Source organism: Streptomyces sp. NPDC096136, from assembly GCF_044763325.1.
Classification (GTDB): domain Bacteria; phylum Actinomycetota; class Actinomycetes; order Streptomycetales; family Streptomycetaceae; genus Streptomyces.
In genome coordinates, this window is the sequence record NZ_JBIWFZ010000005.1 from 495,995 (window position 1) to 521,651 (window position 25,657).

At 71.7% G+C, this 25,657-nt stretch carries 23 protein-coding genes and 4 tRNA genes; 17 read left to right on the plus strand and 10 right to left on the minus strand.

The genetic code is table 11. From position 1 onward, the window contains the following. Positions 1-81: 81 nt before the first annotated feature. Positions 82-399, minus strand: coding sequence for an Lsr2 family protein (locus ACIRBY_RS14265; protein ID WP_403900466.1), 318 nt, complete (start codon positions 397-399; stop codon positions 82-84). Between the two features lie 342 nt (positions 400-741). Here ACIRBY_RS14265 and purS point away from each other — a divergent pair, with 342 nt between their 5' ends. From purS to ACIRBY_RS14295, 6 genes are all read left to right on the plus strand, one after another. Beyond that, positions 742-993: a phosphoribosylformylglycinamidine synthase subunit PurS gene (gene purS / locus ACIRBY_RS14270; protein ID WP_008740952.1), complete on the plus strand. Its 252-nt coding sequence runs from the start codon at positions 742-744 to the stop codon at positions 991-993. Between the two features lie 2 nt (positions 994-995). Beyond that, complete coding sequence (gene purQ / locus ACIRBY_RS14275) at positions 996-1,676, plus strand: phosphoribosylformylglycinamidine synthase subunit PurQ (protein ID WP_031156354.1); 681 nt, start codon at positions 996-998, stop codon at positions 1,674-1,676. Continuing rightward, complete coding sequence (gene purL, locus ACIRBY_RS14280; RefSeq protein ID WP_403900468.1) at positions 1,673-3,922, plus strand: phosphoribosylformylglycinamidine synthase subunit PurL; 2,250 nt, start codon at positions 1,673-1,675, stop codon at positions 3,920-3,922. The genes purQ and purL overlap by 4 nt, the downstream gene beginning before the upstream one ends. A gap of 104 nt (positions 3,923-4,026) precedes the next feature. After that, positions 4,027-4,578 carry an ArsR/SmtB family transcription factor gene (locus ACIRBY_RS14285; RefSeq protein WP_403900470.1) on the plus strand — a complete coding sequence of 184 codons (552 nt, stop codon included), beginning with the start codon at positions 4,027-4,029 and terminating at the stop codon, positions 4,576-4,578. 169 nt (positions 4,579-4,747) lie between these two features. Beyond that, positions 4,748-5,536, plus strand: a complete 789-nt coding sequence (locus ACIRBY_RS14290; protein WP_403900472.1) for a sterol carrier family protein — start codon at positions 4,748-4,750, stop codon at positions 5,534-5,536. A gap of 38 nt (positions 5,537-5,574) precedes the next feature. Continuing rightward, positions 5,575-6,072, plus strand: coding sequence for an META domain-containing protein (locus ACIRBY_RS14295; RefSeq protein WP_403900474.1), 498 nt, complete (start codon positions 5,575-5,577; stop codon positions 6,070-6,072). 34 nt (positions 6,073-6,106) lie between these two features. Here the strand turns inward: ACIRBY_RS14295 and ACIRBY_RS14300 are convergent, their stop codons facing one another. After that, positions 6,107-7,543: a sulfatase-like hydrolase/transferase gene (locus ACIRBY_RS14300; RefSeq protein ID WP_403900476.1), complete on the minus strand. Its 1,437-nt coding sequence runs from the start codon at positions 7,541-7,543 to the stop codon at positions 6,107-6,109. 116 nt (positions 7,544-7,659) lie between these two features. Continuing rightward, a complete protein-coding gene (locus ACIRBY_RS14305; protein ID WP_365076803.1) occupies positions 7,660-7,755 on the minus strand; it encodes a putative leader peptide in 96 nt (31 codons plus the stop codon). A 146-nt stretch (positions 7,756-7,901) separates the two neighbouring features. Between ACIRBY_RS14305 and purF the strand changes: the two genes are divergently transcribed. Beyond that, entirely contained in the window at positions 7,902-9,419 is a 1,518-nt protein-coding gene (gene purF, locus ACIRBY_RS14310; RefSeq protein WP_403900479.1) for an amidophosphoribosyltransferase, read from the plus strand. A gap of 118 nt (positions 9,420-9,537) precedes the next feature. Next, positions 9,538-10,608, plus strand: a complete 1,071-nt coding sequence (gene purM, locus ACIRBY_RS14315) for a phosphoribosylformylglycinamidine cyclo-ligase (RefSeq protein ID WP_403900481.1) — start codon at positions 9,538-9,540, stop codon at positions 10,606-10,608. A 112-nt stretch (positions 10,609-10,720) separates the two neighbouring features. Here the strand turns inward: purM and ACIRBY_RS14320 are convergent, their stop codons facing one another. Beyond that, complete coding sequence (locus tag ACIRBY_RS14320) at positions 10,721-10,981, minus strand: DUF3073 domain-containing protein (RefSeq protein ID WP_403900483.1); 261 nt, start codon at positions 10,979-10,981, stop codon at positions 10,721-10,723. A 299-nt stretch (positions 10,982-11,280) separates the two neighbouring features. Then, positions 11,281-12,390 carry a Leu/Phe/Val dehydrogenase gene (locus tag ACIRBY_RS14325; protein ID WP_403900485.1) on the minus strand — a complete coding sequence of 370 codons (1,110 nt, stop codon included), beginning with the start codon at positions 12,388-12,390 and terminating at the stop codon, positions 11,281-11,283. A 223-nt stretch (positions 12,391-12,613) separates the two neighbouring features. On the opposite strand from ACIRBY_RS14325, the gene ACIRBY_RS14330 reads away from it, so the two are divergent. After that, positions 12,614-13,483, plus strand: coding sequence for a hypothetical protein (locus tag ACIRBY_RS14330; RefSeq protein ID WP_403900487.1), 870 nt, complete (start codon positions 12,614-12,616; stop codon positions 13,481-13,483). Positions 13,484-14,093: 610 nt separating this feature from the next. Next, positions 14,094-14,300 carry a developmental transcriptional regulator BldC gene (bldC, locus tag ACIRBY_RS14335; RefSeq protein WP_003949541.1) on the plus strand — a complete coding sequence of 69 codons (207 nt, stop codon included), beginning with the start codon at positions 14,094-14,096 and terminating at the stop codon, positions 14,298-14,300. 645 nt (positions 14,301-14,945) lie between these two features. On the opposite strand, the gene ACIRBY_RS14340 is transcribed toward bldC, so the two are convergent. Together ACIRBY_RS14340 and hrpA are read right to left on the minus strand one after the other, a co-directional pair. Beyond that, positions 14,946-15,019: transfer RNA gene (locus ACIRBY_RS14340), tRNA-Asp, on the minus strand. A 69-nt stretch (positions 15,020-15,088) separates the two neighbouring features. Further along, positions 15,089-19,012 carry an ATP-dependent RNA helicase HrpA gene (hrpA, locus tag ACIRBY_RS14345; protein ID WP_403900489.1) on the minus strand — a complete coding sequence of 1,308 codons (3,924 nt, stop codon included), beginning with the start codon at positions 19,010-19,012 and terminating at the stop codon, positions 15,089-15,091. A gap of 110 nt (positions 19,013-19,122) precedes the next feature. Between hrpA and ACIRBY_RS14350 the strand changes: the two genes are divergently transcribed. From ACIRBY_RS14350 to ACIRBY_RS14360, 3 genes are read left to right on the plus strand one after another with little or no spacing between them, the layout of a single operon-like run. Next, the gene (locus tag ACIRBY_RS14350) at positions 19,123-19,596 is read left to right on the plus strand and encodes a hypothetical protein (RefSeq protein ID WP_403900491.1); all 474 of its coding nucleotides are present in this window, start codon (positions 19,123-19,125) and stop codon (positions 19,594-19,596) included. A 52-nt stretch (positions 19,597-19,648) separates the two neighbouring features. Next, a complete protein-coding gene (locus ACIRBY_RS14355) occupies positions 19,649-20,395 on the plus strand; it encodes a DsbA family protein (protein ID WP_403900493.1) in 747 nt (248 codons plus the stop codon). Next, positions 20,392-21,228, plus strand: a complete 837-nt coding sequence (locus ACIRBY_RS14360; RefSeq protein WP_403900495.1) for a cytochrome c biogenesis CcdA family protein — start codon at positions 20,392-20,394, stop codon at positions 21,226-21,228. The genes ACIRBY_RS14355 and ACIRBY_RS14360 overlap by 4 nt, the downstream gene beginning before the upstream one ends. 40 nt (positions 21,229-21,268) lie before the next feature. On the opposite strand, the gene ACIRBY_RS14365 is transcribed toward ACIRBY_RS14360, so the two are convergent. The 3 genes from ACIRBY_RS14365 to ACIRBY_RS14375 all read right to left on the minus strand — a co-directional run bounded on the left by ACIRBY_RS14365 (position 21,269) and on the right by ACIRBY_RS14375 (position 21,549). Further along, positions 21,269-21,342, minus strand: a tRNA-Phe gene (locus tag ACIRBY_RS14365). 22 nt (positions 21,343-21,364) lie between these two features. Further along, positions 21,365-21,438: transfer RNA gene (locus ACIRBY_RS14370), tRNA-Asp, on the minus strand. A 38-nt stretch (positions 21,439-21,476) separates the two neighbouring features. Further along, positions 21,477-21,549 (minus strand) — tRNA-Glu (locus tag ACIRBY_RS14375). A gap of 126 nt (positions 21,550-21,675) precedes the next feature. On the opposite strand from ACIRBY_RS14375, the gene ACIRBY_RS14380 reads away from it, so the two are divergent. From ACIRBY_RS14380 to ACIRBY_RS14395, 4 genes are all read left to right on the plus strand, one after another. Continuing rightward, positions 21,676-22,026 carry a metallopeptidase family protein gene (locus ACIRBY_RS14380; protein ID WP_042814671.1) on the plus strand — a complete coding sequence of 117 codons (351 nt, stop codon included), beginning with the start codon at positions 21,676-21,678 and terminating at the stop codon, positions 22,024-22,026. Further along, the gene (gene crcB, locus ACIRBY_RS14385; protein ID WP_403900497.1) at positions 22,023-22,502 is read left to right on the plus strand and encodes a fluoride efflux transporter CrcB; all 480 of its coding nucleotides are present in this window, start codon (positions 22,023-22,025) and stop codon (positions 22,500-22,502) included. The genes ACIRBY_RS14380 and crcB overlap by 4 nt, the downstream gene beginning before the upstream one ends. Further along, positions 22,499-22,873, plus strand: coding sequence for a fluoride efflux transporter FluC (locus ACIRBY_RS14390; RefSeq protein WP_403900499.1), 375 nt, complete (start codon positions 22,499-22,501; stop codon positions 22,871-22,873). The genes crcB and ACIRBY_RS14390 overlap by 4 nt, the downstream gene beginning before the upstream one ends. Positions 22,874-23,905: 1,032 nt before the next feature. Beyond that, a partial coding sequence (locus ACIRBY_RS14395; RefSeq protein ID WP_403900501.1) for a DEAD/DEAH box helicase occupies positions 23,906-25,657 on the plus strand: 1,752 nt, incomplete at its 3' end.

The following is a 25,657-nucleotide window of genomic DNA, read 5'->3' on the forward strand; positions in this document are numbered from 1 at the left end:
TCGGTTCCCGGCTTTTCGGCCCGGCCCCTCGGCGTGATCCACACACTAGCCGATCAGAGGGGGTGCATGGCAAATCCGGGGTCAGTGGGCGTCGTTGTAGGCGGCGTAGACCGCCTTCGGGATGCGCCCGCGCGGGGGCACGTCGTGCCCGTGGGAGCGGGCCCAGGCCCGGACGACCGCCGGGTCCGGGGCGACGGCCGTGTGCTTGAAGGCCTTGCCGGAGCGGGACTGGCGGCGGCCGGCGGCCACGAAGGGCTCCAGGCTCTTCCGCAGTTTCTTTGCGTTCGCCACATTGAGGTCGATCTCGTAGGACTTACCGTCCAGGGCGAACGTCACCGTTTCCGCCGCTTCCCCGCCGTCGAGGTCGTCGGAGATCGTGACTACTACGCGCTGCGCCACGGATATCGGTCCCTTCGTGCGCCTCGCCGCGCGCTGACGTGCGGTGATGTCGCCTGTGTGGAGGTTTCGGTGGAATGCGGCAAACCGTGCCCGTCGCGAAGCGGTAAATGTTACGGGCTCGGCTGATTCCTTTGTACCGCGATTCCCATTGAATTGCGAAGCCCAGTTAATTCCTCCCGCGTGTCCCGCCGCAATGCCGGGCGAGTGGTTTTCCGGTGGATTTTGCGAAGCGTTGGTGAAGCCGAAACCGCGGCCCGGGCGACCCCGGCCGATATCTACCCGCGTAGAAATTTCGGACGGGTACGCTGAGGGAACCGCCTTGCACCAACCACCTCATCGGGAGTGCCAGTGGCACGCGTCGTAGTCGACGTCATGCTCAAGCCGGAGATCCTCGACCCCCAGGGCCAGGCGGTGCAGCGTGCACTGCCGCGCCTGGGCTTCGAGGGGATCGCCGACGTCCGCCAGGGGAAGCGCTTCGAACTGGAAGTGGAGGGACCGGTCGACCAGGCCGCCCTCGACCGCATCCACAAGATGGCCGAAACGTTCCTCGCCAACACCGTCATCGAAGACTTCACCGTGAAGGTCGAGGCCTGACGGTGACCACTCGCATCGGTGTCGTCACGTTCCCCGGAACGCTCGACGACCGTGACTCGCTGCGCGCCGTCCGCCTCGCGGGGGCGGAGCCGGTCTCGCTGTGGCACCGCGACAAGGACCTGCACCAGGTCGACGCGGTCGTCCTCGCGGGCGGCTTCTCCTACGGGGACTACCTGCGCGCCGGGGCCATCTCCCGCTTCTCGCCGGTGATGGAGACCATCATCGAGCAGGCCAGGGCCGGCATGCCGGTCCTCGGCATCTGCAACGGCTTCCAGGTCCTCACCGAGGCCCACCTGCTGCCGGGGGCGATGCTCCGCAACAACCACCTCCACTTCATCTGCCGCGACCAGAAGCTGCGGGTGGAGAACGCGGAGACAGCGTGGACCGGCGACTACACCGCCGGCCAGGAGATCTCCGTGCCGCTCAAGAACATGGACGGCCGGTACGTCGCCGACGAGCGCACGCTCGACGAACTGGAGGCCGAGGGCCGCGTGGCCTTCCGGTACCTGGACGTGAACCCCAACGGCTCGCTGCGCGACATCGCCGGCATCACCAACGCCGAGGGGAACGTCGTCGGCCTCATGCCGCACCCCGAGCACGCGGTCGAGCCGCTGATCGGGACCGGCCGCACCGACGGCCTCCCGTTCTTCACGTCGGTCCTGAAGAAGCTGGTCAGCGCATGAGCCTCGACACCGTCAAGAACGCCACCGAAACCCCGGACGCGGCGCAGCCCTGGAAGGAACTCGGCCTCAAGGAGGACGAGTACGCCCGGATCCGCGAGATCCTCGGCCGCCGTCCCACGGGCGCCGAGCTCGCCATGTACTCGGTCATGTGGTCCGAGCACTGCTCGTACAAGAGCAGCAAGGTCCACCTGAAGCAGTTCGGCGAGAAGGTCCCGCAGAACGACGCCATGCTCGTCGGGATCGGCGAGAACGCCGGCGTCGTCGACGTCGGCCAGGGCTACGCGGTCACCTTCAAGGTCGAGTCGCACAACCACCCGTCGTACATCGAGCCCTACCAGGGCGCGGCCACCGGCGTCGGCGGCATCGTCCGCGACATCCTCGCCATGGGCGCCCGCCCGGTCGCGGTCGTGGACCCGCTGCGCTTCGGCGCGGCCGACCACCCCGACACCAAGCGCGTCCTGCCGGGCGTGGTCGCGGGCATCGGCGGCTACGGCAACTGCCTGGGCCTGCCGAACATCGGCGGCGAGGTCGTCTTCGACGCCTGCTACCAGGGCAACCCGCTGGTCAACGCCGGCTGCATCGGCGTGATGAAGCACGAGGACATCCACCTCGCCAAGGCCTCCGGCCCGGGCAACAAGGTCATCCTCTACGGCGCCCGCACCGGCGGCGACGGCATCGGCGGCGTCTCGGTCCTCGCGTCCGAGACCTTCGACGACACCAAGCCCACCAAGCGCCCCGCCGTCCAGGTCGGCGACCCGTTCCAGGAGAAGCTCCTCATCGAGTGCACCCTGGAGATCTTCAAGGAGAAGCTGGTCGCCGGCATCCAGGACCTCGGCGGCGCCGGGCTCTCCTGCGCCACGTCCGAGCTGGCCTCCGCGGGCTCCGGCGGCATGCGCGTGGAACTGGACACCGTCCCGCTGCGCGACGCGACGCTCTCGCCCGAGGAGATCCTCATGAGCGAGTCGCAGGAGCGCATGTGCGCGATCGTCGAGCCGCAGCACGTCGACCGCTTCATGGAGATCTGCGAGAAGTGGGACGTCATCGCCACCGTCATCGGTGAGGTGACCGACGGCGAGCGCCTGGAGATCTTCTGGCACGGCGAGCAGATCGTGGACGTGCCCCCGGGCACCGTCGCCCACGAGGGCCCGGTCTACCACCGCCCCTACGCCCGTCCGGACTGGCAGGACGCCCTCCAGGCGGACGACGCGAACGCGCTGCCGCGGCCGCAGACCTCCGAGGAGCTGCGCGCGCAGGTCCTGGCGCTGGCCTCCTCCCCGAACCAGGCCTCCAAGTCCTGGGTCACCGACCAGTACGACCGGTTCGTGCAGGGCAACACCGTCCTGGCGCAGCCCGAGGACGCGGGCATGGTCCGCATCGACGAGGAGTCCAACCTCGGCGTGGCCATGGCCACCGACGGCAACGGCCGCTACGCCAAGCTCGACCCGTACACGGGCGCGCAGCTGGCCCTGGCCGAGGCGTACCGCAACGTCGCCGCGACCGGCGCCAAGCCGCTGGCCATCTCCGACTGCCTGAACTTCGGCTCGCCGGAGGACCCGGGCGTCATGTGGCAGTTCGCCGAGGCCACCCGCGGCCTGGCGGACGGCTGCCTGGAGCTGGGCACCCCGGTGACCGGCGGCAACGTCTCCCTCTACAACCAGACGGGCGACACGGCGATCCACCCGACCCCGGTCGTGGCGGTCCTCGGTGTGATCGACGACGTCAACCGCCGCACGCCGATGGCGTTCAAGGAGGCCGGCCAGCTGCTGTACCTGCTGGGCGACACCTCCGAGGAGTTCGGCGGCTCGGCCTGGTCGCAGGTCGTCCACGACCACCTCGGCGGCATGCCGCCCAAGGTGGACCTGGGCCGCGAGAAGCTGCTCGCCGAGATCCTGATCTCCGCCTCCCGCGACGGCATGGTCGACGCGGCGCACGACCTGTCGGACGGCGGCGTGATCCAGGCGCTCACCGAGTCCTGCCTCAAGGGCGGCAACGGTGCGCGGATCGTGGTCCCGGAGGGCCTGGACGCGTTCACGTTCCTGTTCTCCGAGTCCGCCGGCCGTGCCGTCGTGTCGGTCCCGCGCAGCGAGGAGCTCCGCTTCACCGACATGTGCGGCGCCCGCGGCCTGCCCGCCACCCGCATCGGCGTGGTGGACGGCGAGGCGATCGAGATCCAGGGCGAGTTCACCCTCCCCCTGGCCGAACTCCGCGAGGCCCACGAGGCGACCATTCCGGCCCTCCTGGCCTGACCGCCCCCGGCTCCCCGAGGCCCCGCCCACACCCTGTGGGCGGGGCCTCGGTGCGTTCCCGGCCCCCTCTTGTACGGAATTACGTAATCACGTAATTTCGTGTCATGGATGATCTCGCAGCGCGCGTCGCGGAGCTGGAACACCGGCTCGACGCACTCGAAGCACGCGGAGCACAGGGGCCCGAGCGGGCCGGACCGGCCGTGGAGGCGGGCGACTTCTGGGCCCTGGAGGGCTGGAAGCGGCAGCTCGCCGACCTCGACGCCCCCGACGGCGGGGTGCTCTTCACCGGCGCCGTCCGCCTCCCCGCCGGCGAGCACTACGAGTGGCAGCAGGCCTTCCCCACCGCCGGACTGCTCGGCGAAGGCGGAGGCGACCGGGCCGACGCCCCCGCCGCCGACCGGCAGCGCACCGCCGACGCCCTCGCCGCCCTCGGCAGCCCCGTACGGATCCGCCTGCTCCGGGAGATCCTGGCCGGCCGGCGCACCGCGGCCGAGCTCACCGCGCTCGACGGGGTCGGTACCAGCGGGCAGGTGTACCACCACCTGCGCCAGCTCACCGCCGCCGGCTGGCTGCACACCACCGGCCGCGGCCGGTACGAGGTCCCCGGCGGCAGGGTCGTACCGCTGCTGGTCCTGTTCGCGGCGGCCACGCCGTGACCCGCCCCGCCGCCGACTTCCAGCTGATGGACGGCCCGGATCCGCGGACCGCGCGAGGACTGCCCTTCACCTGGCGCGGCGTCGGCGTCCCGGCGGGCCGGGAGGTGTTCGACGCCGGACCGCGGGACCGAGCCCGCCACCGCGCGGGCCGATCGGGCAGACTCGCCGCATGGCATCCAGGACCCGTACCCGTACGTACGACGCCGCGAAGATCCGAGTAGCCGTCACCGCACAGTTCGGCCACATCACCGAAGCCGTCCGGGAACTGACCCCGCAGCAGCTGGGGCTGCCCAGCGGGCTCGGGGAGTGGAGCGTCGGGGAGCTCGCCGGGCACATCGCCTGGATCGCGGACTCGCTGGCCGCGGGGCTGGCCCGGCCGCCGGGCGCCGTCGCCGAGCTGACCGCCGTCGAGTGGCCCTTCGCCACGGCCTCCCTCGCCGGGAAGATCTCCGAGGCGGCCCGCGAGACCCTCACCGGCGCCCCGGTCCCCGAGCTGTTCGAGCGGGCCGGCGCCCGGCTGGCCGAGGCCCTGGAGGCGAACCCCGGCAGCCGGGTGATGGACCTGTGGATCGGGGACATGACCCTCGCCGACTTCCTGGTCACCCGGACCGTGGAGCTGGTGGTCCACACCGACGACCTGAACCGGGCCGCCGGCCTGGACATCCCGGTCGAGCGGCAGGCCCTGGCCGCCTGCACCCGGCTGCTCGCCGACGCCCTCGCCCTGAAGGCGCCCGGCGGGTCGGTGGAGGTGCGGATCCCGCCCTTCGCGGTGGTCCAGTGCGTGCAGGGCCCCCGGCACACGCGCGGCACCCCGCCCAACGTGGTGGAGACCGACCCGCTCACCTGGCTCCGCCTCGCCACGGGCCGTACCGGCTGGGCCGAGGCCCTGGCGGAGGCCCGGGTCAGCGCCAGCGGCGAGCGGGCCGACCTGTCCGGGCTGCTGCCGCTGATGGGCTGAGGGGGGAACCCGACGGGGGCCGGGACCGTCCCAGGGGCATGCGTACCCCCAGGCACCCCGCCGGGCCCGCCGCCGCAGCGGGGCTGGCCCTCCTGCTGGCCCTCGCCGGCTGCACCGCCGCCCCGCAGGACGGGAGCGACACCGCCGCGACCGTGCAGAGCTCCGCCACGCCCCCGCCGGCGGACGCCCCGCTGACCGCGACCCAGTGGACCGTGACCGCCCTGGACGGCGTGCCGGTCCCCGCTGGCGCGGCCGGCCGGGCCCGGTTCGGCCTGGCACCCGACGGCACCGCCGGCGGCAGCCTCGGCTGCAACCGGTTCAGCGCCCCGGCCGCCGTCGAGGGCGCCACCGTCACCTTCGGGCCCGTCACCAGCACCCGGATGGCCTGCGAGGGCCCGGCGGGCGAGGTCGAACGGGCCCTGACCGGGCTCTTCGGCGCGGGCCCGCTCACCTGGACGGTGCGGGGCCGGACCCTCACCCTCACCGCCGCCGACGGCCGGACCCTGACCGCCGAGGCGGCCTCGGCGGCCGAGTGATCAGACGCGGGCTCCCCCCCCGGGGGAGCCCCGGTCAGGCCGGGTACGGGAGCAGGCCCGCGTCCGTCCGCTCCCAGGCGGACCGCAGCTCCGCCAGCCGGGCCGGTTCCGCCGCCGCGCGGTCGGCCTGCTCGCGCAGGTCCCCGGCCAGGTCGAACAGCTGGTCGCGGCCCGACTTCCCCCGGTAGTACTTCCAGTTCCCGCGCCTCAGCGCCCGCTCCCCCCGCACCCGCCAGAACAGGTCCCGCTCGGCCGGCTCCTCCCCCCGCAGCAGGTACCCGGCCAGGCTCACGCCGTCCAGCGGGTACGCCCGGTGCGGCCGGGTCCCGGCCAGCTCCAGCAGGGTCGCCGTCCAGTCCGGGCTGAACACCGGGACCCGGCTGACCTGGCCGCCGTCGATCCGGGCGGGCCAGCGCAGGATGTTCGGGACGCGGATGCCGCCCTCCTGGAGGGAGGCCTTGTTGCCCGACAGCGGCCAGTTGTACGAGAAGCGCTCGCCGCCGTTGTCGCTGGAGAAGACGACCACGGTGTCCTCCTCCTGGCCCGAGCGCCCCAGCGCGTCCAGCACCCGGCCGACCGAGCGGTCCAGGTCCTCCACCATCTGCTTGTACTTCTCCACCGAGCCGCCGTCCTGGTGCCACAGCGCCCGCGCGTCCCCCGCCTCGATCCGCCGGACGACCTCGGCGCTCTGCGCGGTGTCGCCCTCGGCGATCCACGGCCAGTGCGGGGTGGTGAAGTTCAGGTTCAGCAGCCACGGCTTCCCGTGGTGGTCGCGGGAGACGTACTCGACCGCCCGCTCGGTGATGATCCGCGTGTAGTACCGCAGGTCCTCGTACGCGGCGTCGCCCTCGTACAGGTCGTACTCGCCGCCCAGGCCCAGCTTGGAGTAGTACTCCAGCGCCCCGCCGAAGTTCCCGAAGAACTCCTCCCACCCCGACCGGGTCGGGCCGTAGTCCGGCAGGTAGCCCGCGTGCCACTTGCCGATCAGCGCGGTGGAGTACCCGGCCTCCCGCAGCAGCGAGGCCAGCGTCGGGTGGTTCGGGTCCAGGCCGACGGACCTGTCCGCGATCGGCTCGGCCAGCCCGCCCTTGGTACGGGCCGGGTAGCGCCCCGTGTACAGGCTGAAGCGGGTCGGCGAGCAGGTGGCCGAGCCCGAGTAGGCGTCGGTGAAGCGGACCCCCTGGCGGGCCAGCCGGTCCAGGTTCGGGGTCTTGATGTGCGGGGACCCGTACGAGGACAGGTCGGCCCAGCCGAGGTCGTCGCCGAGGACGAACAGGACGTTGGGACGCCGCGAGCGGCGCTCGCGGGCGGCCCGGAAGTCCCGCTCCCCGGGAGCGGCCCCACGGGCGTCGGCGGACCGGTCGGCGGCCTGGGCGGGAGCCGCCCCGAGCCCCGCGGCGGCGGCCGCCGCGGTCGCTCCGACGGCGCCTCCGAAGGCACGGCGGGAAAAGTTGCTGTTGTGCGAAGACACAGGTACTCCAGGGCACGGCTCACCCGCCCGCCCCCGGCGGGGCGCGGGACGGCGCGCGGCGCGGCGGGGCAGGCCGGGGCGAAGCGGAATGGTGAGAGGGGGAAGCGGAGTTGCGACTACGCGAAACAGCGACAGATGGCGCTCGCGACACGGACCAGGTCCACGTGCCGGCGCTCGACGAGGGTGACGGCGCGGTCACCGAGAGGCTGCATGGGGCGAGAGCCTGTACGAATGCCCTCGTAGATGTCAACAAAAGATCGAAGAGCGAGACGGAGGCATTCGGTCACCCTCTGTGCTGTGACATTTCCCGGCCGTCCCCAATTCGGACCAGTGGTCGATCTCGCCTACACTCGGGGACGTGCCTCGTGGTGATGGACGACTCAACCACGACCTGCTCCCCGGCGAGAAGGGCCCCCAGGACGCTTGCGGCGTCTTCGGTGTCTGGGCTCCGGGTGAAGAGGTCGCCAAGCTCACCTACTTCGGACTGTATGCACTGCAGCACCGCGGACAAGAGTCCGCGGGAATCGCTGTGAGCAACGGTTCCCAGATCCTCGTCTTCAAGGACATGGGCCTCGTTTCCCAGGTCTTCGACGAAACCTCCCTCGGCTCGCTCCAGGGTCATATCGCGGTCGGTCACGCCCGCTACTCGACCACCGGAGCGTCGGTCTGGGAGAACGCTCAGCCCACCTTCCGGGCGACCGCCCACGGCTCCATTGCCCTGGGTCACAACGGCAACCTGGTGAACACCGCCGAGCTCGCCGAGATGGTCGCCGACCTCCCCCGTCAGGACGGCCGCGCCACCCAGGTGGCGGCCACCAACGACACCGACCTGGTGACCGCCCTCCTCGCCGGCCAGACCGACGACGAGGGCAGGCCCCTGACCATCGAGGAGTCGGCCGCCAAGGTCCTCCCGCAGGTCAAGGGCGCCTTCTCGCTGGTGTTCATGGACGAGGGGACCCTCTACACCGCCCGTGACCCGCAGGGCATCCGCCCGCTGGTCCTCGGCCGCCTGGAGCGCGGCTGGGTGGTCGCGAGCGAGACCGCCGCCCTCGACATCTGCGGCGCCAGCTTCGTCCGCGAGGTCGAGCCGGGCGAGCTCATCGCGATCGACGAGAACGGCCTGCGCACCTCGCGCTTCGCGGAAGCGAAGCCCAAGGGCTGTGTGTTCGAGTACGTCTACCTGGCGCGCCCGGACACCGACATCGCCGGCCGCAACGTCTACCTCTCGCGCGTCGAGATGGGCCGGCGCCTCGCCAAGGAGGCCCCGGTCGAGGCCGACCTGGTGATAGCGACGCCGGAATCCGGCACGCCCGCCGCCGTCGGCTACGCCGAGGCCAGCGGGATCCCGTACGGCTCCGGCCTGGTCAAGAACGCCTACGTCGGCCGGACCTTCATCCAGCCCTCGCAGACGATCCGCCAGCTCGGCATCCGCCTCAAGCTCAACCCGCTCAAGGAAGTCATCCGGGGCAAGCGCCTCGTCGTCGTCGACGACTCCATCGTCCGCGGCAACACCCAGCGCGCCCTCGTGAAGATGCTCCGCGAGGCCGGCGCGGCCGAGGTCCACATCCGGATCTCCTCGCCGCCGGTGAAGTGGCCGTGCTTCTTCGGCATCGACTTCGCCACCCGGGCCGAGCTGATCGCCAACGGCATGACGGTCGACGAGATCGCCACGTCGCTGGGCGCGGACTCGCTGTCGTACATCTCGCTCGACGCGATGATCGAGGCGACGACCATCCAGAAGCCCAACCTCTGCCGTGCCTGCTTCGACGGCGAGTACCCCATGGAGCTGCCCGACCCGCAGCTCCTGGGCAAGCAGCTCCTGGAGAACGAGCTCGCGGGCGGCACCGACGCCGCCGACGCGCTCCGCCGACCGTAGGCCCGTGGGCCGGCCCTCCCCGGGCCGGCCCGGCTCCACCTGCGCCGAGCCCTGTCTTTGAGGCTTCTCCCGGGGCCCGGCACCACACGCAGCAACGACACGAAAGCTCTCGCCTGTCATGACAGAGAAGACCACCGGTGCCAGCTACGCAGCCGCCGGCGTCGACATCGAAGCGGGCGACCGCGCCGTCGAGCTGATGAAGGAGTGGGTGAAGAAGACGCAGCGCCCCGAGGTCCTCGGCGGCCTCGGCGGCTTCGCCGGCCTCTTCGACGCCTCCGCCCTCAAGCGCTACGAGCGCCCGCTGCTGGCCTCGGCCACGGACGGCGTCGGCACCAAGGTGGACATCGCCCGCCAGATGGGCGTCTACGACACCATCGGCCACGACCTGGTCGCCATGGTCATGGACGACATCGTCGTCTGCGGTGCCGAGCCCCTCTTCATGACGGACTACATCTGCGTCGGCAAGGTCCACCCCGAGCGCGTCGCGGCCATCGTCAAGGGCATCGCCGAGGGCTGCGTCCTCGCCGGCTGCGCCCTGGTCGGCGGCGAGACCGCCGAGCACCCGGGCCTGCTGGGACCGGACGACTTCGACGTCGCGGGCGCCGGCACGGGCGTGGTCGAGTACGACCGCCTCCTCGGCGCCGATCGCATCCGTACGGGGGACGCCGTCATCGCGATGGCTTCGTCCGGCCTTCACTCGAACGGGTACTCGCTCGTCCGCCACGTCCTCTTCGACCGCGCCGGCATGTCCCTCGACCAGCACGTCGAGGAGCTCGGCCGGACCCTCGGCGAGGAGCTGCTGGAGCCGACCAAGATCTACTCGCTCGACTGCATGGCCCTCACCCGTACGGCCGAGGTCCACGCCTACTCGCACATCACCGGCGGCGGCCTCGCCGCGAACCTGGCCCGGGTCATCCCGGACCACCTGCACGCCACGGTCGACCGCTCCACCTGGACCCCGGGTGCCGTCTTCGACCTGGTCGGCAAGGCCGGGAACGTCGAGCAGCTGGAGCTGGAGAAGACCCTGAACATGGGCGTCGGCATGATGGCCGTGGTCCCGCAGGAGTCGGTGGACGTGGCCCTGACCGCGCTGGCCGACCGGGGTGTCGAGGCCTGGGTCGCGGGCGAGATCCTGGACCGCGGCGACCACGCCGAGGGTGCCGCCCTCACCGGCAGCTACGCGGGCTGAGCAGCGCTAAAACCCGGTCCGGGGCAAGGCCCTGGACCGGGTTTCGGCATTCTTCAGCTGTCAGCCAGCAAGAGCTGGGCTGTGCAGACGCTCGATGCAGAGGTGCTGCGCGTCAAGCCCCGCGACGGTGCGCCGACGGACCGGACTCGTCGTCCTCGTCCTCGTCGTCATCGTTGTACAGATCCGCGTACTTGGCGTACGGGTCGTCGTCGTCCAGATCGTCATCGACTTCGACCGGCGCGCTGATAGGCAGCGGCTCTGTCGGCGATGCGCCCAGCTCATTGGCCAGACGCGAGAGGTCAGTCCCGCCGCTGTTGTACTTCAGCTGGCGGGCGACCTTTGTCTGCTTGGCCTTGGCCCGGCCGCGCCCCATGGCTCGACCCCCTCGGTGACGGGGCTCGACGGCCCCAGAGTCTGACACGCGTTCATGGTTCGGAGCGGGCTCTCCGTGGAGAGACCGTCCGTAGGGGTTTAACGGTACCTGCTTCCGTGCCCATACGGTACGCCGCCCGCATGACGCGCCTGTCCACAGAACCAGCGGGACACCCCGTACTCGCTGGTCAGCTGCGATTTTAACGCTTTCCTGGCCGCCGACCCGCCGAAGCGCAGTGAGTTCCGTCTCGCCGCGCTCCGGCAGGGGTCCGGCGGGGGTCCGGCCGGACCCCGGCGGGGCTAGGCCGTGCGGGCCGCGGCGCGCGCGGCGAGGGCGTCGGCCATCCGCTGCTCGGCGATCCGGTCGGCCGCGGCGGCCGGCGGGATGCCGTCTTCCTTCGCACGCGCGAATATGGCCAGGGTGGTGTCGAAGATCTTCGAGGCCTTGGCCTTGCAGCGGTCGAAGTCGAAGCCGTGCAGCTCGTCGGCGACCTGGATCACGCCGCCCGCGTTGACCACGTAGTCCGGGGCGTAGAGGATCCCGCGGTCCGCGAGGTCCTTCTCCACGCCGGGGTGGGCCAGCTGGTTGTTCGCCGCGCCGCACACGACCGAGGCCGTGAGCACCGGGACGGAGCCGTCGTTCAGGGCGCCGCCGAGCGCGCAGGGGGCGTAGATGTCCAGGCCCTCGGTGCGGATCAGCGCCTCGGTGTCCGCGACGGCCGTGACCTTGCCGCCGGGGTGCTTGTCGAGGATCTCGCGCACGGACTCCTCGCGGACGTCCGTGATCACGACCTCGGCGCCGTCCTCCAGGAGGTGCTCGACCAGGTGGCGGCCGACCTTGCCGACGCCCGCGACGCCGACCTTGCGGCCGCGCAGGGTCGGGTCGCCCCACAGGTGCTGGGCGCTGGCGCGCATGCCCTGGAAGACGCCGAAGGCGGTGAGCACCGAGGAGTCGCCGGCGCCGCCGTTCTCGGGGGAGCGGCCGGTGGCCCAGCGGGTCTCGCGGGCGACGACGTCCATGTCGGCGACGTACGTGCCGACGTCGCAGGCGGTGACGTAGCGGCCGCCGAGCGACTCCACGAAGCGGCCGTAGGCCAGCAGGAGTTCCTCGGTCTTCAGGACGGCCGGGTCGCCGATGATCACGGCCTTGCCGCCGCCCAGGTCGAGACCGGCGAGGGCGTTCTTGTACGACATGCCGCGCGAGAGGTTCAGCGCGTCACGGACCGCTTCCTCGTCGGAGGCGTACGCGTGGAAGCGCGTACCGCCGAGGGCGGGGCCCAGGGCGGTGGAGTGGATGGCGATGACGGCCTTGAGTCCGGTGGCCCGGTCCTGGCACAGCACGACTTGCTCGTGGCCGCCCTGCTCACTGCGGAACAGGGTGTGCAGGACGCCGTCGGTCATTTCGGTCACGGTGGTGACTCCCATGGAAGAGATGCGGCGGAAAGACGCCCGCCCTGCGGGTGGGGGAGGGCGCACTGGGAGCAGAGTAAGACCTGCGGCGCGTACGGGTGGCCCTTGTCCGGGGATCGGAACACTCCCGGGGCACGGCCCCCTCGGCCACCGGTCGCCGGATTCCTTTTCCGGGCCGCGAGTTGGAGGTGAACCCGGCCCCCGGAACGGGGAGGACGAGGGGGTGAGCGAATCCCCCGACCTCCGGCCGCCGTCCGCGCGCCCCGCGCCGACGGTCCCGTACGCCTCCTACCTGAGGGTCTACGAACCCCTGGCCTCCTTCCCGGAACCGGAGCGCACGCACTGGGCGGCGTACGCCCGGCGCGGGCCCGCACCGACCGCCCAGGACGAACTGCGCCGGTCCCTGTCCGACTTGGTGCGGGTGCCCGTGGTCGGGGTGCCGGCGCACGAGAGCGGGGACGCGTTCACGGCGGAGCTGGACGGGGTGCTGCTGGTCTGCCCCTGGCGGACGCGGCTGCGCGGCTGGCTGGCGCTGGAGGAGCTGGTGGCGAACTTCCCGGCGGCGGTGCTGGACGCGGCGCTCCCGCCGTCGGCGCGCCGGCGGGCCGCGGCCGAGTACGAGGCCTGGCGGGAGCGGAACCCCGACGCCCGGCCGTGGATCCGCACCGGGGTGTGGCAGGTGCCGCTGCGCTGGTTCGTGCTGGTGGCGGACGAGGAGCGGGAGTACCTGCCGGGCGAGCGGCTGCGGTACCGGACGCCGATGGTGCAGGCGCGGCGCCGGCTCGCGCGGGCCCTGCGGACGCTGCGCCAGGCGCAGGAGCGGGGGCGGCCGGGGTACGGGCCGCTGGCGGAGGGGCTGGCGGAGGTCGGCCGCTGGCTGGAGGAGTTCCACCCGAGGTCGATGGTCGAACTGGACTACGGCGGGCTGCTGCACGCGCTCCCGGCTGACGGACTGGCCGGCGACCGGTCGGCCCGCGACCTCGCGGAGGGGATCGCGGCCCTGCGCGAGGGGGACGACGACGGGGCGGTGGCGGCGTACGAGGAACTGGCGGGGCGCTGGCGGACGGTGAGGGAGAGACTTTTCGCGAACTAGAGGCAGCCTTGACCCTTTCCGGAGGCGGGGTCTGCGTAGATCATGGACGTACCTGTTCGGAACCCGTTCGGGCGCTAGGCGTATCGCCCGTATCGGTCATGATCGGCTGAATGGCCCACAAGTCGCAGATCAGGGGCTTGATCACGGTATTAGGGTCTTTGTTCCAGGACCTACGTCCCGATCCGGGCCATTGGCCCAAGCGTGACGGACCGCACTATCCACACCCTTGCGCCCATCCCCTATCCTCATGCCAAAATAGGACAAGGAGTCCGGGGAGGGTTCCTTCCGCCCAACTTCGGGCGGAATGCTCGGTATTGCACTCTATGGGGGGTCTGACGACTCCTGATCGCTCTGTGACTGATCGTCACAGTGGGGTGACTGTCCGTTATGGGGCGGTCCATCGGCTTCCGCCGCTGATGAACACCTCGGAGGGCAATTCCATCGGTTTGGCCGTCGAGGCTGGACGGATGGTGTAGTTGTAGTGCCGAGGACAAGCCGTTCGTCCTATAACCGACTCGGCCTGCGTATGTCCATTTCGGGCAACGCGGGCCAAGGTGCAGAATTTAGAGGAAAGAACCGAGATGGTTCGGTTCTCCCGAGGAGGCCGCTCATGACCGCTCGCACCCCTGATGCCGAGCCGCTGCTGACCCCGGCTGAGGTTGCCACCATGTTCCGCGTGGACCCGAAGACGGTTACCCGCTGGGCCAAGGCCGGCAAGCTCACGTCCATCCGCACCCTGGGTGGACACCGCCGTTACCGCGAGGCCGAGGTTCGCGCACTGCTCGCGGGAATTCCGCAGCAGCGCAGCGAGGCCTGAGGTCCCGCAGCACCACCGCTTTAAAGGGTGCGTATCGGATCCCCCAATCCGATGAACCCACACAGCTTCATGCGACGGGGCCTGCCCCAACAGGCACCGTCGTCGATCGCGCTGGACTCCGCCGGGTCCAGCGCGATTTTTTTGTGCCGGGAGGGTCTCGAGGGGCTCGGGGAGTCCCGGAGGGTTTCGGGGGTTCCGGAGGCTACTGCCGGGTACCGGGCCGGGGCTCCTGACGGGTGGGTGCCATTGCACATATTAAATCGAGCAGGCGTAGGGCTCCGATAAACGTACGAGTCTCAAAAACTCGTCGGGTGACTCCCGTCACAGCTGATAACTCTTGTACATCCGGCAATGCGTCTCGTAAAGGGACGTCCCGCGCAGAGCGCCTCACGCGAATGGGGGATTTCTCCCCTCCGGGCGATGTGCACCCCGGGTCGGCTGGAAGGCCCCTGGAGGGGCTGTGGCGCGCGCGTCGGACGGGAAGGTCCGGGAGGTCGGCCGGAGCCGCCTGAGGGGCTTCCAGGGGTGTCGTGAGCCCGGTGTGATCATGAGGTGGCGGAGCGCGTCCGCGCGGGCCCGGAGCGCCGGACCCGACAACGCGTCAGGGCCCGCATCCCTTGCGGGATACGGGCCCTGACGTTTCTGCGAACCTGACGGGACTTGAACCCGCGACCTCCACCTTGACAGGGTGGCGAGCTAACCAACTGCTCCACAGGTCCTCGATCGCTGCCGATCGCTCGGCTGCGATTCAGACTGTACAGCAGGTCAGGGGGTTCGGTCGAACCGGATCACGGAGCGAGGGCGTCCACCGCCTTCACGATGCGCTTGTCGGAGATCGGGTACGCCGTCCCCAGCGCGTGCGCGAAGTAGCTGACCCGCAGCTCCTCGAGCATCCAGCGGATCTCGGTGACGGCCTCCGGCACCGGCCGGCCCTTCGGCAGCTGCTCCAGCAGCCACAGGTACTCGTCCCGCATCTCGTGGACCTTCTCCATGCGCGTGGTGTCGCGCTGGGCGCCCGTCGGCATCTGCTGGAGCCGCCGGTCGATCGCCACCAGGTAGCGCATCAGGTCCGGCAGCCGCTTCAGCCCGGTCAGCGTCACGAAACCGGTCGGCATCAGGGCCGCCAGCTGCGCCTTCACGTCCGCGACGTTCGCCATCAGGGCCAGGCTGCCGGTGGCCTTCAGCCGCCGCTCGCAGGCCTGCCAGGCCGCCAGGACCTGCTGGACCTGCTGGACGGTCCGCACGGTGGTGTCCACCAGGTCGGCCCGCACCGCGTCGAACAGCCGGCGGAAGCCCGCCTCGTCCCAGGCCGGACCGCCGTGGTCGGCGATCAGCCGGTCAGTTGCGGCGGTCGCGCAGTCGTCGAACAGCGCCTGGATGGAGCCGTGCGGATTGCGGGAGAGGGCCAGCTTCTGCTGGTTGGTCAGCTTCTCCGAGGCGAACTTCGCCGGGTTCACCGGGATGTTGAGCAGGATCAGCCGCCGGGTGCCCAGCCACATCGCCTGCTGCTGCTCGGCCTCGGTGTCGAAGAGCCGTACGGAGACGCTCGCCCCCTCGTCCACCAGCGCCGGGTAGGCCTTCACCGGCTGGCCGGCCCGCCGGGCCTCGAAGACCTTCACCAGGCTGCCGATCGTCCAGTCGGTCAACCCGGTGCGCTCCACCGACTCCCCGCCCGCCCGCTCGGCGGTGGCGGCCGCGGCCTGGGAGAGGGCCTGGCGGGCCTTCGGCTTCAGCTGGAGCCGCAGGGCCTCCAGGTCCTTGGCCTCGGCGAGCTTGCGCCGGCGCTCGTCAACGATCCGGAAGGTGATCTTCAGGTGGTCGGGGATCCGGGAGAGGTCGAAGTCCTCCGCCGAGACCGGCACCCCGACCATCCGCCGGAGCTCGCGCGCCAGCACCGCCGGCAGGGGCTCCCGGAGCGCGGGCTGCTGTTCCAGGAAGCGCGAGGCGTAGTTGGGGGCGGGCACGCAGTGCCGGCGGATCGGCTTCGGCAGCGAGCGGATCAGCTCGGTGACGACCTCCTCGCGCAGACCCGGGATCTGCCAGTCGAAGCCCTCGTCGGCGACCTGGTTCAGTACCTGGAGCGGGATGTGCACGGTCACGCCGTCCGCGTCCGCGCCGGGCTCGAACTGGTAGGTCACCCGGAACTTCAGCTGCCCCTGCCGCCAGGAGTCCGGGTAGTCGGCCTTGGTGACCCCGGCCGCCTTCTCCGTCAGCAGCATCTCGCGCTCGAAGTCGAGGAGTTCGGGCTCCTCGCGCCGCTTGTGCTTCCACCAGGAGTCGAAGTGGGCCCCCGACACCACGTGCTCGGGGATCCGCTGGTCGTAGAAGTCGAACAGGGTCTCGTCGTCCACGACGATGTCGCGGCGCCGCGCCCGGTTCTCCAGCTCCTCGACCTCGGTCAGCAGCTTGCGGTTGTCCGCGTAGAACTTGTGGTGGGTGCGCCAGTCGCCCTCGACCAGCGCGTTGCGGATGAACAGCTCGCGCGAGACCTCGGGATCGATCCGGCCGTAGTTGATCTTCCGCTGGGCGACGATCGGCACCCCGTACAGGGTGACCTTCTCGTACGCCATCACGGCCGCCTGGTCCTTCTCCCAGTGCGGCTCGCTGTACGTGCGCTTGATCAGGTGCTGGGCGAGGGGCTCCACCCACTCCGGCTCCACCTTGGCGTTGACCCGCGCCCACAGCCGCGAGGTCTCCACCAGCTCCGCCGACATCACGAACCGCGGCTGCTTCTTGAACAGCGCAGACCCCGGGAAGACCGCGAACTTCGCGGACCGCGCGCCCAGGTACTCGTTCTTGTCGGTGTCCTTCAGACCGATGTGCGACAGCAGGCCGGCCAGCAGCGAGACGTGGATGTTCGTCTCGGCGCCGTCCGCCTCGTTGACGTGGATGCCCATCGTCTTGGCGACCGAGCGCAGCTGGGCGTAGATGTCCTGCCACTCGCGGATCCGCAGGAAGTTCAGGTACTCCTGCTTGCACATCCGGCGGAAGGAGGACGAGCCGCGCTCCTTCTGCTGCTCGCGGATGTAGCGCCACATGTTCAGGAACGAGAGGAAGTCGCTCGTCTCGTCCTTGAACCGGGCGTGGTTCTGGTCCGCCTGGGTCTGCTTGTCCGAAGGGCGCTCGCGCGGGTCCTGGATCGACAGGGCCGCCGCGATGACCATGACCTCGCGGACGCAGTTGTTCTTGTCCGCCTCCACGACCATGCGGGCCAGGCGCGGGTCCACCGGCAGCTGGGACAGCTGGCGGCCCATCGGGGTGAGTCGCTTCTTCGGGTCCTTCTCGGCCGGGTCGAGCGCGCCGAGCTCCTGGAGCAGCTGCACGCCGTCGCGGATGTTGCGGTGGTCCGGCGGGTCGATGAAGGGGAACTTCTCGATCTCGCCGAGCCCGGCGGCGGTCATCTGGAGGATGACGGAGGCCAGGTTCGTCCGCAGGATCTCGGCGTCGGTGAACTCCGGGCGGGCGTTGAAGTCGTCCTCGGAGTACAGCCGGATGCAGATGCCGTCGCTGGTGCGGCCGCAGCGGCCCTTGCGCTGGTTGGCGCTGGCCTGGCTGATCCGCTCGATGGGCAGCCGCTGCACCTTCGTGCGGTGGCTGTAGCGGGAGATGCGGGCCGTGCCCGGGTCGATCACGTACTTGATGCCGGGGACCGTCAGGGAGGTCTCGGCGACGTTGGTCGCCAGGACGATCCGGCGGCCGGTGTGGGCCTGGAAGACCCGGTGCTGCTCGGCGTGCGAGAGGCGGGCGTAGAGGGGCAGGACCTCGGTGAAGCGGAGCTTCTTCTTGATCAGCGCGTCGGCGGTGTCGCGGATCTCCCGCTCGCCGGAGAGGAAGACCAGGATGTCGCCCGCGCCCTCGCCCTGGAGCTCGTCCACGGCGTCGCAGATCGCGGTGATCTGGTCGCGGTCGCTCTCCTCGGAATCCTCCTCCAGGAGCGGCCGGTAGCGGACCTCGACCGGGTACGTACGGCCGCTGACCTCGACGATCGGGGCGTCGCCGAAGTGGCGGGAGAAGCGCTCCGGGTCGATGGTGGCGGAGGTGATCACGACCTTGAGGTCGGGGCGCTTGGGGAGCAGCTGGGCCAGGTAGCCGAGGAGGAAGTCGATGTTGAGGCTGCGCTCGTGGGCCTCGTCGATGATGATCGTGTCGTAGGCGCGCAGCTCGCGGTCCGTCTGGATCTCGGCGAGCAGGATGCCGTCGGTCATCAGCTTCACGAAGGTCTCGTCCGGGTTCACCTGGTCGGTGAAGCGGACCTTCCAGCCGACCGTGCGGCCGATCTCGGACCCCAGCTCCTCGGCGATGCGCTCCGCGACCGTGCGGGCGGCGAGCCGGCGGGGCTGGGTGTGCCCGATCATGCCCCGGACGCCGCGCCCCAGGTCCATGCAGATCTTGGGGATCTGCGTGGTCTTCCCGGAGCCGGTCTCGCCGGCGACGATCACGACCTGGTGGTCGCGTATCGCCTCGGCGATCTCGTCCTTCTTCTGGCTGACGGGCAGGTTCTCGGGATACGTGACCTCCGGCATGCGCGAGGCGCGGCCGGCCAGTCGCGCGGCGGCCTTCTCGGCCTCCGCGGCGATCTCGTCGAGCACGGCCTGCTTGGCCTCGGGCTTGCGGATACGGCGGGCGCCCTCGAGGCGGCGGCCGAGGCGGTGCGCGTCCCGGAGGGAGATCTCACCGAGGAGCGTCTGCAGGGCGGCGAAGGAAGTAGACATACCTGATCGAGGATCTCACCTGGGCCCGGCGGGTGGCGAACGCATTTGTGCCCCGCCCCGTACCATTTCGGGACGAGTCCCCCAGCCGAGCGAGTGAGAGGCAGCCCACCTTGTCAGGCCGTCGTCACGTGTGGTGCCCGTCGGCCGCCGCCGTGCTCGCGCTGGTCCTGGGGGTGCTGGCCCTCGCCCTGGCCGGGCCCGTACGGGGGGCGGCGGACCGCGGCCCCCTCCCGCGGGCGGCCTCTGCGGCCTCGGCGGACGCGGCTCCCGGCGGATCCGGTCCGGCCGCGGTGCCCGCGGCGCGGCCGGGTCCCGGTCCGGCCACCGCTTCCTCCGCGCGCCCGGCCCCCGCGGCCGCCGGCGCCCTCCCGGAGCGGGCGCCGTCCTGCGCGCCCGGCTCCGACGGGCTCGGCACCGCCCCGGCCGTGCCGCCCCGGGCCGGGCAGGAGCACGTCTCCGTCCCCGCCGCGCGCCCCGCGCCGGAGGGGGTGCGGCCGTACCGGGCCGTGTGCGTACGGGTGCCCGTGTGCGGGCCCGCCCCGCGGGCGCCCGGACCGGTGGAGCTCTCCATGATGCGGGTGTAGGGGAGCCGGTCTGCCGGTATCACCCCTGTACATCCCGTTTTGGAGCACCCGTATGCCCGCATCCCGCAAGACCTCCCGCAAGCCCCTGCTGTACGCCGCCGCGGTCGCCGTCGCCTCGGTCGCCCTCGGCCTCGCCTCCTGGCAGGCCACCGCGCCCCCGGAGAGGGAGCGCGGCACTCCGGCCGGAGCCAGCGCCAGCGCCTCCGCCCCTGACGCCCCCGAGACCGGCGCCGCCGCCGAGCTGAAGGCGCTGGCCCGCCGCGACGGCGGCGACAAGCTCGCCGTGGGCCGCACCGACGCACCCGTCGTCCTGATCGAGTACTCCGACTTCAAGTGCGGCTACTGCGCCAAGTTCGCCCGGGACACCGAGCCCGAACTGGTGAAGAAGTACGTCGAGGACGGCACCCTGCGCATCGAGTGGCGCAACTTCCCGATCTTCGGCGCCGAGTCCGAGGCCGCCGCCAAGGCCGCCTGGGCGGCCGGGCAGCAGGACCGCTTCACCGCCTTCCACGCCGCCGCCTACGCCGAGGGCGCCAAGGCCAAGGGCTTCGGCGAGGACCGGCTGGTCGAGCTGGCCCGCGAGGCCGGGGTCCCCGACCTGGAGAGGTTCAAGGCCGACATGGCCGGCGAGCAGGCCGCGGCCGCCCTGCGCCGCGACCGGGAGGAGGGCTACCGCATCGGCGTGCAGTCCACCCCCTCCTTCCTCGTCAACGGGCAGCCCATCGCGGGCGCCCAGCCCTTCGAGGCCTTCGCCACGGCCATCGCCCGGGCCAAGGCGCAGGCGCGGGCCGGGCAGTGAACGGCATCGGGTACGCGGCCGCCCTGATCGGCGGCCTCCTCGCCCTGCTCAGCCCCTGCAGCGCCCTGCTGCTGCCGGCCTTCTTCGCCTACTCCATCGACTCCCGCTCCCGGCTGCTGGCCCGGACCGGGATCTTCTACGCGGGCCTCGCCACCACCCTCGTCCCGCTCGGCGCGGCCGGCTCGTTCGCGGGCCGGTTCTTCCACTCCCACCGCGACCAGCTGGTGCTGGCCGGCGGCTGGCTGATCATCGCGCTGGGCCTGGCCCAGATCCTCGGCCTCGGCTTCGCCCCGAAGCGGCTCTCCGAGCTCTCGGGGCGGATCCGCCCGACCACCGCCCTGTCGGTGTACGCCCTCGGCGCCGTCTACGGGCTGGCCGGCTTCTGCGCGGGCCCGATCCTGGGCAGCGTCCTGACGGTGGCGGCGGTCAGCGGCAGCCCGGTCTACGGCGGCCTGCTGCTGGCGGTGTACGCGCTGGGCATGGCCGTGCCGCTGTTCGTGCTGGCCCTGCTCTGGGAGCGCTTCGACCTCGGCCGGCGGCGCTGGCTGCGCGGCCGCGCCGTGCGGGTGGGGCGCCTGGAACTGCACACGGCCTCGCTGCTGTCCGGGCTGTTCTTCATCGCCCTGGGCGCCCTGTTCCTGCTGTACGACGGGGCGAGCGCGCTGCCGGGGCTGCTGGACGTGGACGACTCGTACGCCGTCGAGGAGAAGGTGGGCGCCGTGGCGGACGCCGTCCCGGACTGGGCCCTGCTCGGGCTGGTCGGCGTCGCGGCGGTGGCCTTCGGGCTGCTGCACCGGCGGCGCGCGGCCCGCAAGGAGGCGGAGGAGGAGTGAAACGCGGAAGGCCCCGTCCGGAGACGGGGCCTTCCTTTTGTGGCTGGGGCCGGGGTCGAACCGGCGACCTATCGCTTTTCAGGCGATCGCTCGTACCAACTGAGCTACCCAGCCACGAGACTGTTTCCAGCCTCAGCGATCCTGACGGGACTTGAACCCGCGACCTCCACCTTGACAGGGTGGCGAGCTAACCAACTGCTCCACAGGACCTGGTGTGTGCAAGAGCAAGTCTTGCACATGGTGTTGCGTACCCCCAACGGGATTCGAACCCGTGCTACCGCCTTGAAAGGGCGGCGTCCTGGGCCACTAGACGATGAGGGCTAAAGGCCCGCCGGGCACTTTTCAGCGCGTCGGGGACGTGAGAAGCATATGGGATCGGAGGAGGTAACGCCAAAACGACTTCCGCCCGGGCGCGGGAACCGCCCCCGGCGGGGCGACAATGGCCGGGTGCTGGAGATGACGCGCGAGGAGTTCGAGGAGCTCGTCGCAGAGGCCCTGGACCGGATCCCGCCGGAGCTGACGCGACTCATGGACAACGTGGCGGTCTTCGTCGAGGACGAGCCGCCGGCCGGAGACCCCGAGCTGCTCGGCCTGTACGAGGGGACCCCGCTCACCGAGCGCGGCGAGTGGTACGCCGGCGTGCTCCCCGACCGCATCACGATCTACCGGAACCCCACCCTGCGGATGTGCGAGGACCGCGAGAGCGTGGTCGCCGAGACGGAGGTGACCGTGGTCCACGAGATCGCCCACCACTTCGGCATCGACGACGAGCGCCTGCACGCCCTGGGGTACGGGTGACCCGGCCCGTGCCGGGGGCGGAGGCGATCGACCCCGACGTCGACCTCCACGTCCCGGCCCAGCGGGCCGAGCCGCAGGCCCGCGTCATCGCGGCGGTGGCCGTCGGCGGGGCCCTGGGGGCGACCGCGCGCTACGCGCTCACGCTGCTGTGGCCGGCCGGGTCCGAGGGCTTCCCGTGGGCGACCTTCGGGACCAACGTCGCCGGCTGCGCGCTGATCGGCGTGCTGATGGCGCTGATCAGCGAGGAGGGGCGGCGCTCCCCGCACCCGCTGCTGCGGCCCTTCGCCGGCACCGGGGTGCTCGGCGGGTTCACCACCTTCTCGACCTACGCCGTGGACTTCTCGCGGCTGCTGGACGCCGGCCGGGCCGGGCTCGCCCTGGTGTACGCCGGGCTGACCGTCGTGGGCGCGCTGGGCGCCGTGTGGGCGGCGGCCTCGCTGACGCGGCTGGCGGTACGGACGCGGGGGGCCGCGTGAACTGGCTGCTGGTGGTGGCGGGCGCGGTCGTCGGGGCGCCGTTGCGCTACCTGACCGACCGGGCCGTCCAGGCGCGGCACGACTCCGTCTTCCCGTGGGGGACCTTCGTGGTCAACGCGGGGGCCTGCCTGCTGCTCGGGACGCTGGCCGGGGTCGCCCTCACGGGCGCCGGCTCCTCGCACCTGTCGCTGCTGCTGGGGACCGGGCTGTGCGGGGCGCTGAGCACGTACTCGACCTTCTCGTACGAGACGCTGCGGCTCGCCGAGCGCGGCTGGAGGTTCCTCGCCGCGGCGAACGTGGCGGCGTCGGTGCTCGTCGGCCTCGGTGCGGTGACGCTGGGCTCGGAGCTGGCGCAGGCGCTGTTCGCCTGACCCGCGGGCCGTCCGCGCAACTCGCGCAAGGGGCGTGTCTCTTACGGGGTAAAGGGAGTTGGGCTCATTGACCCGCTCATCGCGGACCCCGTCCCGCGCCCCGGAGGTGCCCCCGTGCGCCCATTGCCCGCATCCCTGTCCGCGACCCTCAGACTGGCCGTCTCCGCCCTCGCGGTGGCCGCGACGGCGGGCTGTATGAGCGTCGGCGAGGACGCCGCCAAGCCGGGGCCCTCCGCCTCGGTCGGCGGCCGGGGCGCCGGCGGGGCGGGCGCGGCGGCGGGCTCGGGGCACGGCTCCGGGATCCACGGCAACGGGCACGGCGTGAAGGACGGCACGGGGCCCCAGGGCGTGAAGTCCGGGGAGCCCGGCAAGGCCTCCGGGGCGACCGGGGCCTCCCCCGGCCCCGGCACGCCCGCGGGCCGGCCGGGCCCGCCCTCGCCGTCGGCCGGCCCCGGGGGCGGGGCGGGCGGTCAGGGGGGCCCGGTGCCGTCCGGGGGCGGTTCCGGGTCGGGCTCGGGGTCCGGGGCGGGAGGTTCCGGGTCGGGTTCGGGCTCGGGAGCGGGAGGTTCTGGTTCCGGGTCGGGGTCCGGTGGTGCGGGCGGCGCCGGTGGGGCCGGTGGGTCAGGGTCGGGCGGCTCCGGAGGCTCCGGGGGGTCGACCACCACGCCCGGCGGAGGGGAGACCACTCCTCCTGTGACGCAACCCACGCCGAGCGACACGGCCCCGGCGACCCCCGGCCCGAGCATCGCCTGAGCGGCCGGAGCCGGGCCGCCGCCGGGGATCCCGTCGCAGGTCGGAGGGGGTATTGCAGGAACGACTTGCCAGACCCCCGGGAGGGTGCGTATGGTTATAGATCGTTTGATCCCATTGCCCGGCGCCGAATCCGAAGAGCGCCGTGTGGCGCGTACTCTCCCTAGCCGTGGCTGACCGCATTGAGGCGGTCGATTTGCGATTCACGGAGTTTGGGCGCGTGCCGAGACTCCGGAAGGTTTCGCATTTCGCATGTCCATTTCCAGTTCTGACCGTTCCGTCATGCCCGAGAACGACTCCACCGAGATCGTCGACGCCGTTGAGGCCCTTGTGGTGACCGAGGCCATGGAGGCCGCGGAGGCCAACGAGATCATCGAGGCGCTCGAGGCCGACGTGACGGCCGACGCCGCCGCCGACTCCGACGAGGACGGCGCCGACGCCGAGCCCACGGTCACCTTCGCGGACCTCGGTCTGCCCGAGGGCGTCGTGCGCAAGCTCGGCCAGAACGGCGTCACCACCCCGTTCCCGATCCAGGCCGCGACCATCCCGGACGCCCTGGCCGGCAAGGACATCCTCGGCCGCGGCCGCACCGGCTCCGGCAAGACCCTCTCCTTCGGTCTGCCGACCCTGGCCCGCCTGGCCGACGGCTACACGGAGAAGAAGAAGCCCCGCGCCGTCATCCTCACCCCCACCCGCGAGCTCGCGATGCAGGTGGCGGACGCCCTCCAGCCGTACGGCGACGTCCTCGGCCTGAAGATGAAGGTCGTCTGCGGCGGTACCTCCATGGGCAACCAGATCTACGCCCTGGAGCGCGGTGTCGACATCCTCGTCGCCACCCCCGGCCGTCTGCGCGACATCATCAACCGCGGCGCCTGCTCCCTGGAGAACGTCGAGGTCGCGGTCCTCGACGAGGCCGACCAGATGGCCGACCTGGGCTTCCTGCCCGAGGTCACCGAGCTGCTCGACCAGGTCCCGGCCGGCGGCCAGCGCATGCTCTTCTCCGCCACGATGGAGAACGAGATCGGCACCCTGGTCAAGCGCTACCTGTCGAACCCGGTCAGCCACGAGGTCGACAGCGCCCAGGGCAACGTCACGACCATGACCCACCACGTCCTCGTCGTGAAGCCGAAGGACAAGGCCCCGGTCACGGCCGCCATCGCCGCCCGCAAGGGCCGCACCATCATCTTCGTCCGCACCCAGCTGGGCGCCGACCGCATCGCCGAGCAGCTCGTCGAGGCCGGCGTGAAGGCCGACGCGCTGCACGGCGGTATGACGCAGGGCGCCCGTACCCGCGTCCTCGCCGACTTCAAGGACGGCTACGTCAACGCGCTCGTCGCCACCGACGTCGCCGCCCGCGGCATCCACGTCGACGGCATCGACCTGGTCCTCAACGTGGACCCGGCCGGCGACCACAAGGACTACCTGCACCGCTCGGGCCGTACCGCCCGCGCCGGCAAGTCGGGCGTCGTGGTCTCCCTCGCCCTGCCGCACCAGCGCCGCCAGATCTTCCGCCTGATGGAGGACGCGGGCGTCGACGCCTCGCGCCACATCGTCGGCGGTGCCGGCGCGTTCGACCCGGAGGTCGCCGAGATCACCGGTGCGCGCTCGCTCACCGAGGTCCAGGCCGACTCCGCGAACAACGCCGCCAAGCAGGCCGAGCGCGAGGTCTCCGACCTGACCAAGCAGCTGGAGCGCGCCACCCGTCGCGCCGCCGAGCTGCGCGAGGAGGCCGACCGCCTCGTCGCCCGCTCCGCCCGCGAGCGCGGTGAGGACCCGGAGGCCGCCGTCGCCGAGGTCGTCGAGGCCGCCGAGGCCGAGCTCGCCGCCGCCGTGGCCGAGCAGGCCGCGCAGGCCGCCGCCCAGGAGCAGCGCAGCTTCGAGCGCCGCGACGACCGGGGCAACTACGAGCGCCGCGACAACCGCCGCGACGACCGCGGTGACCGCGGTGACCGTGGTGGCTTCCGCCGCGACGACCGTCCGTCCGGTGGGTTCCGTCGTGACGACCGCCGTGACGACCGTCCGTCGGGTGGTTTC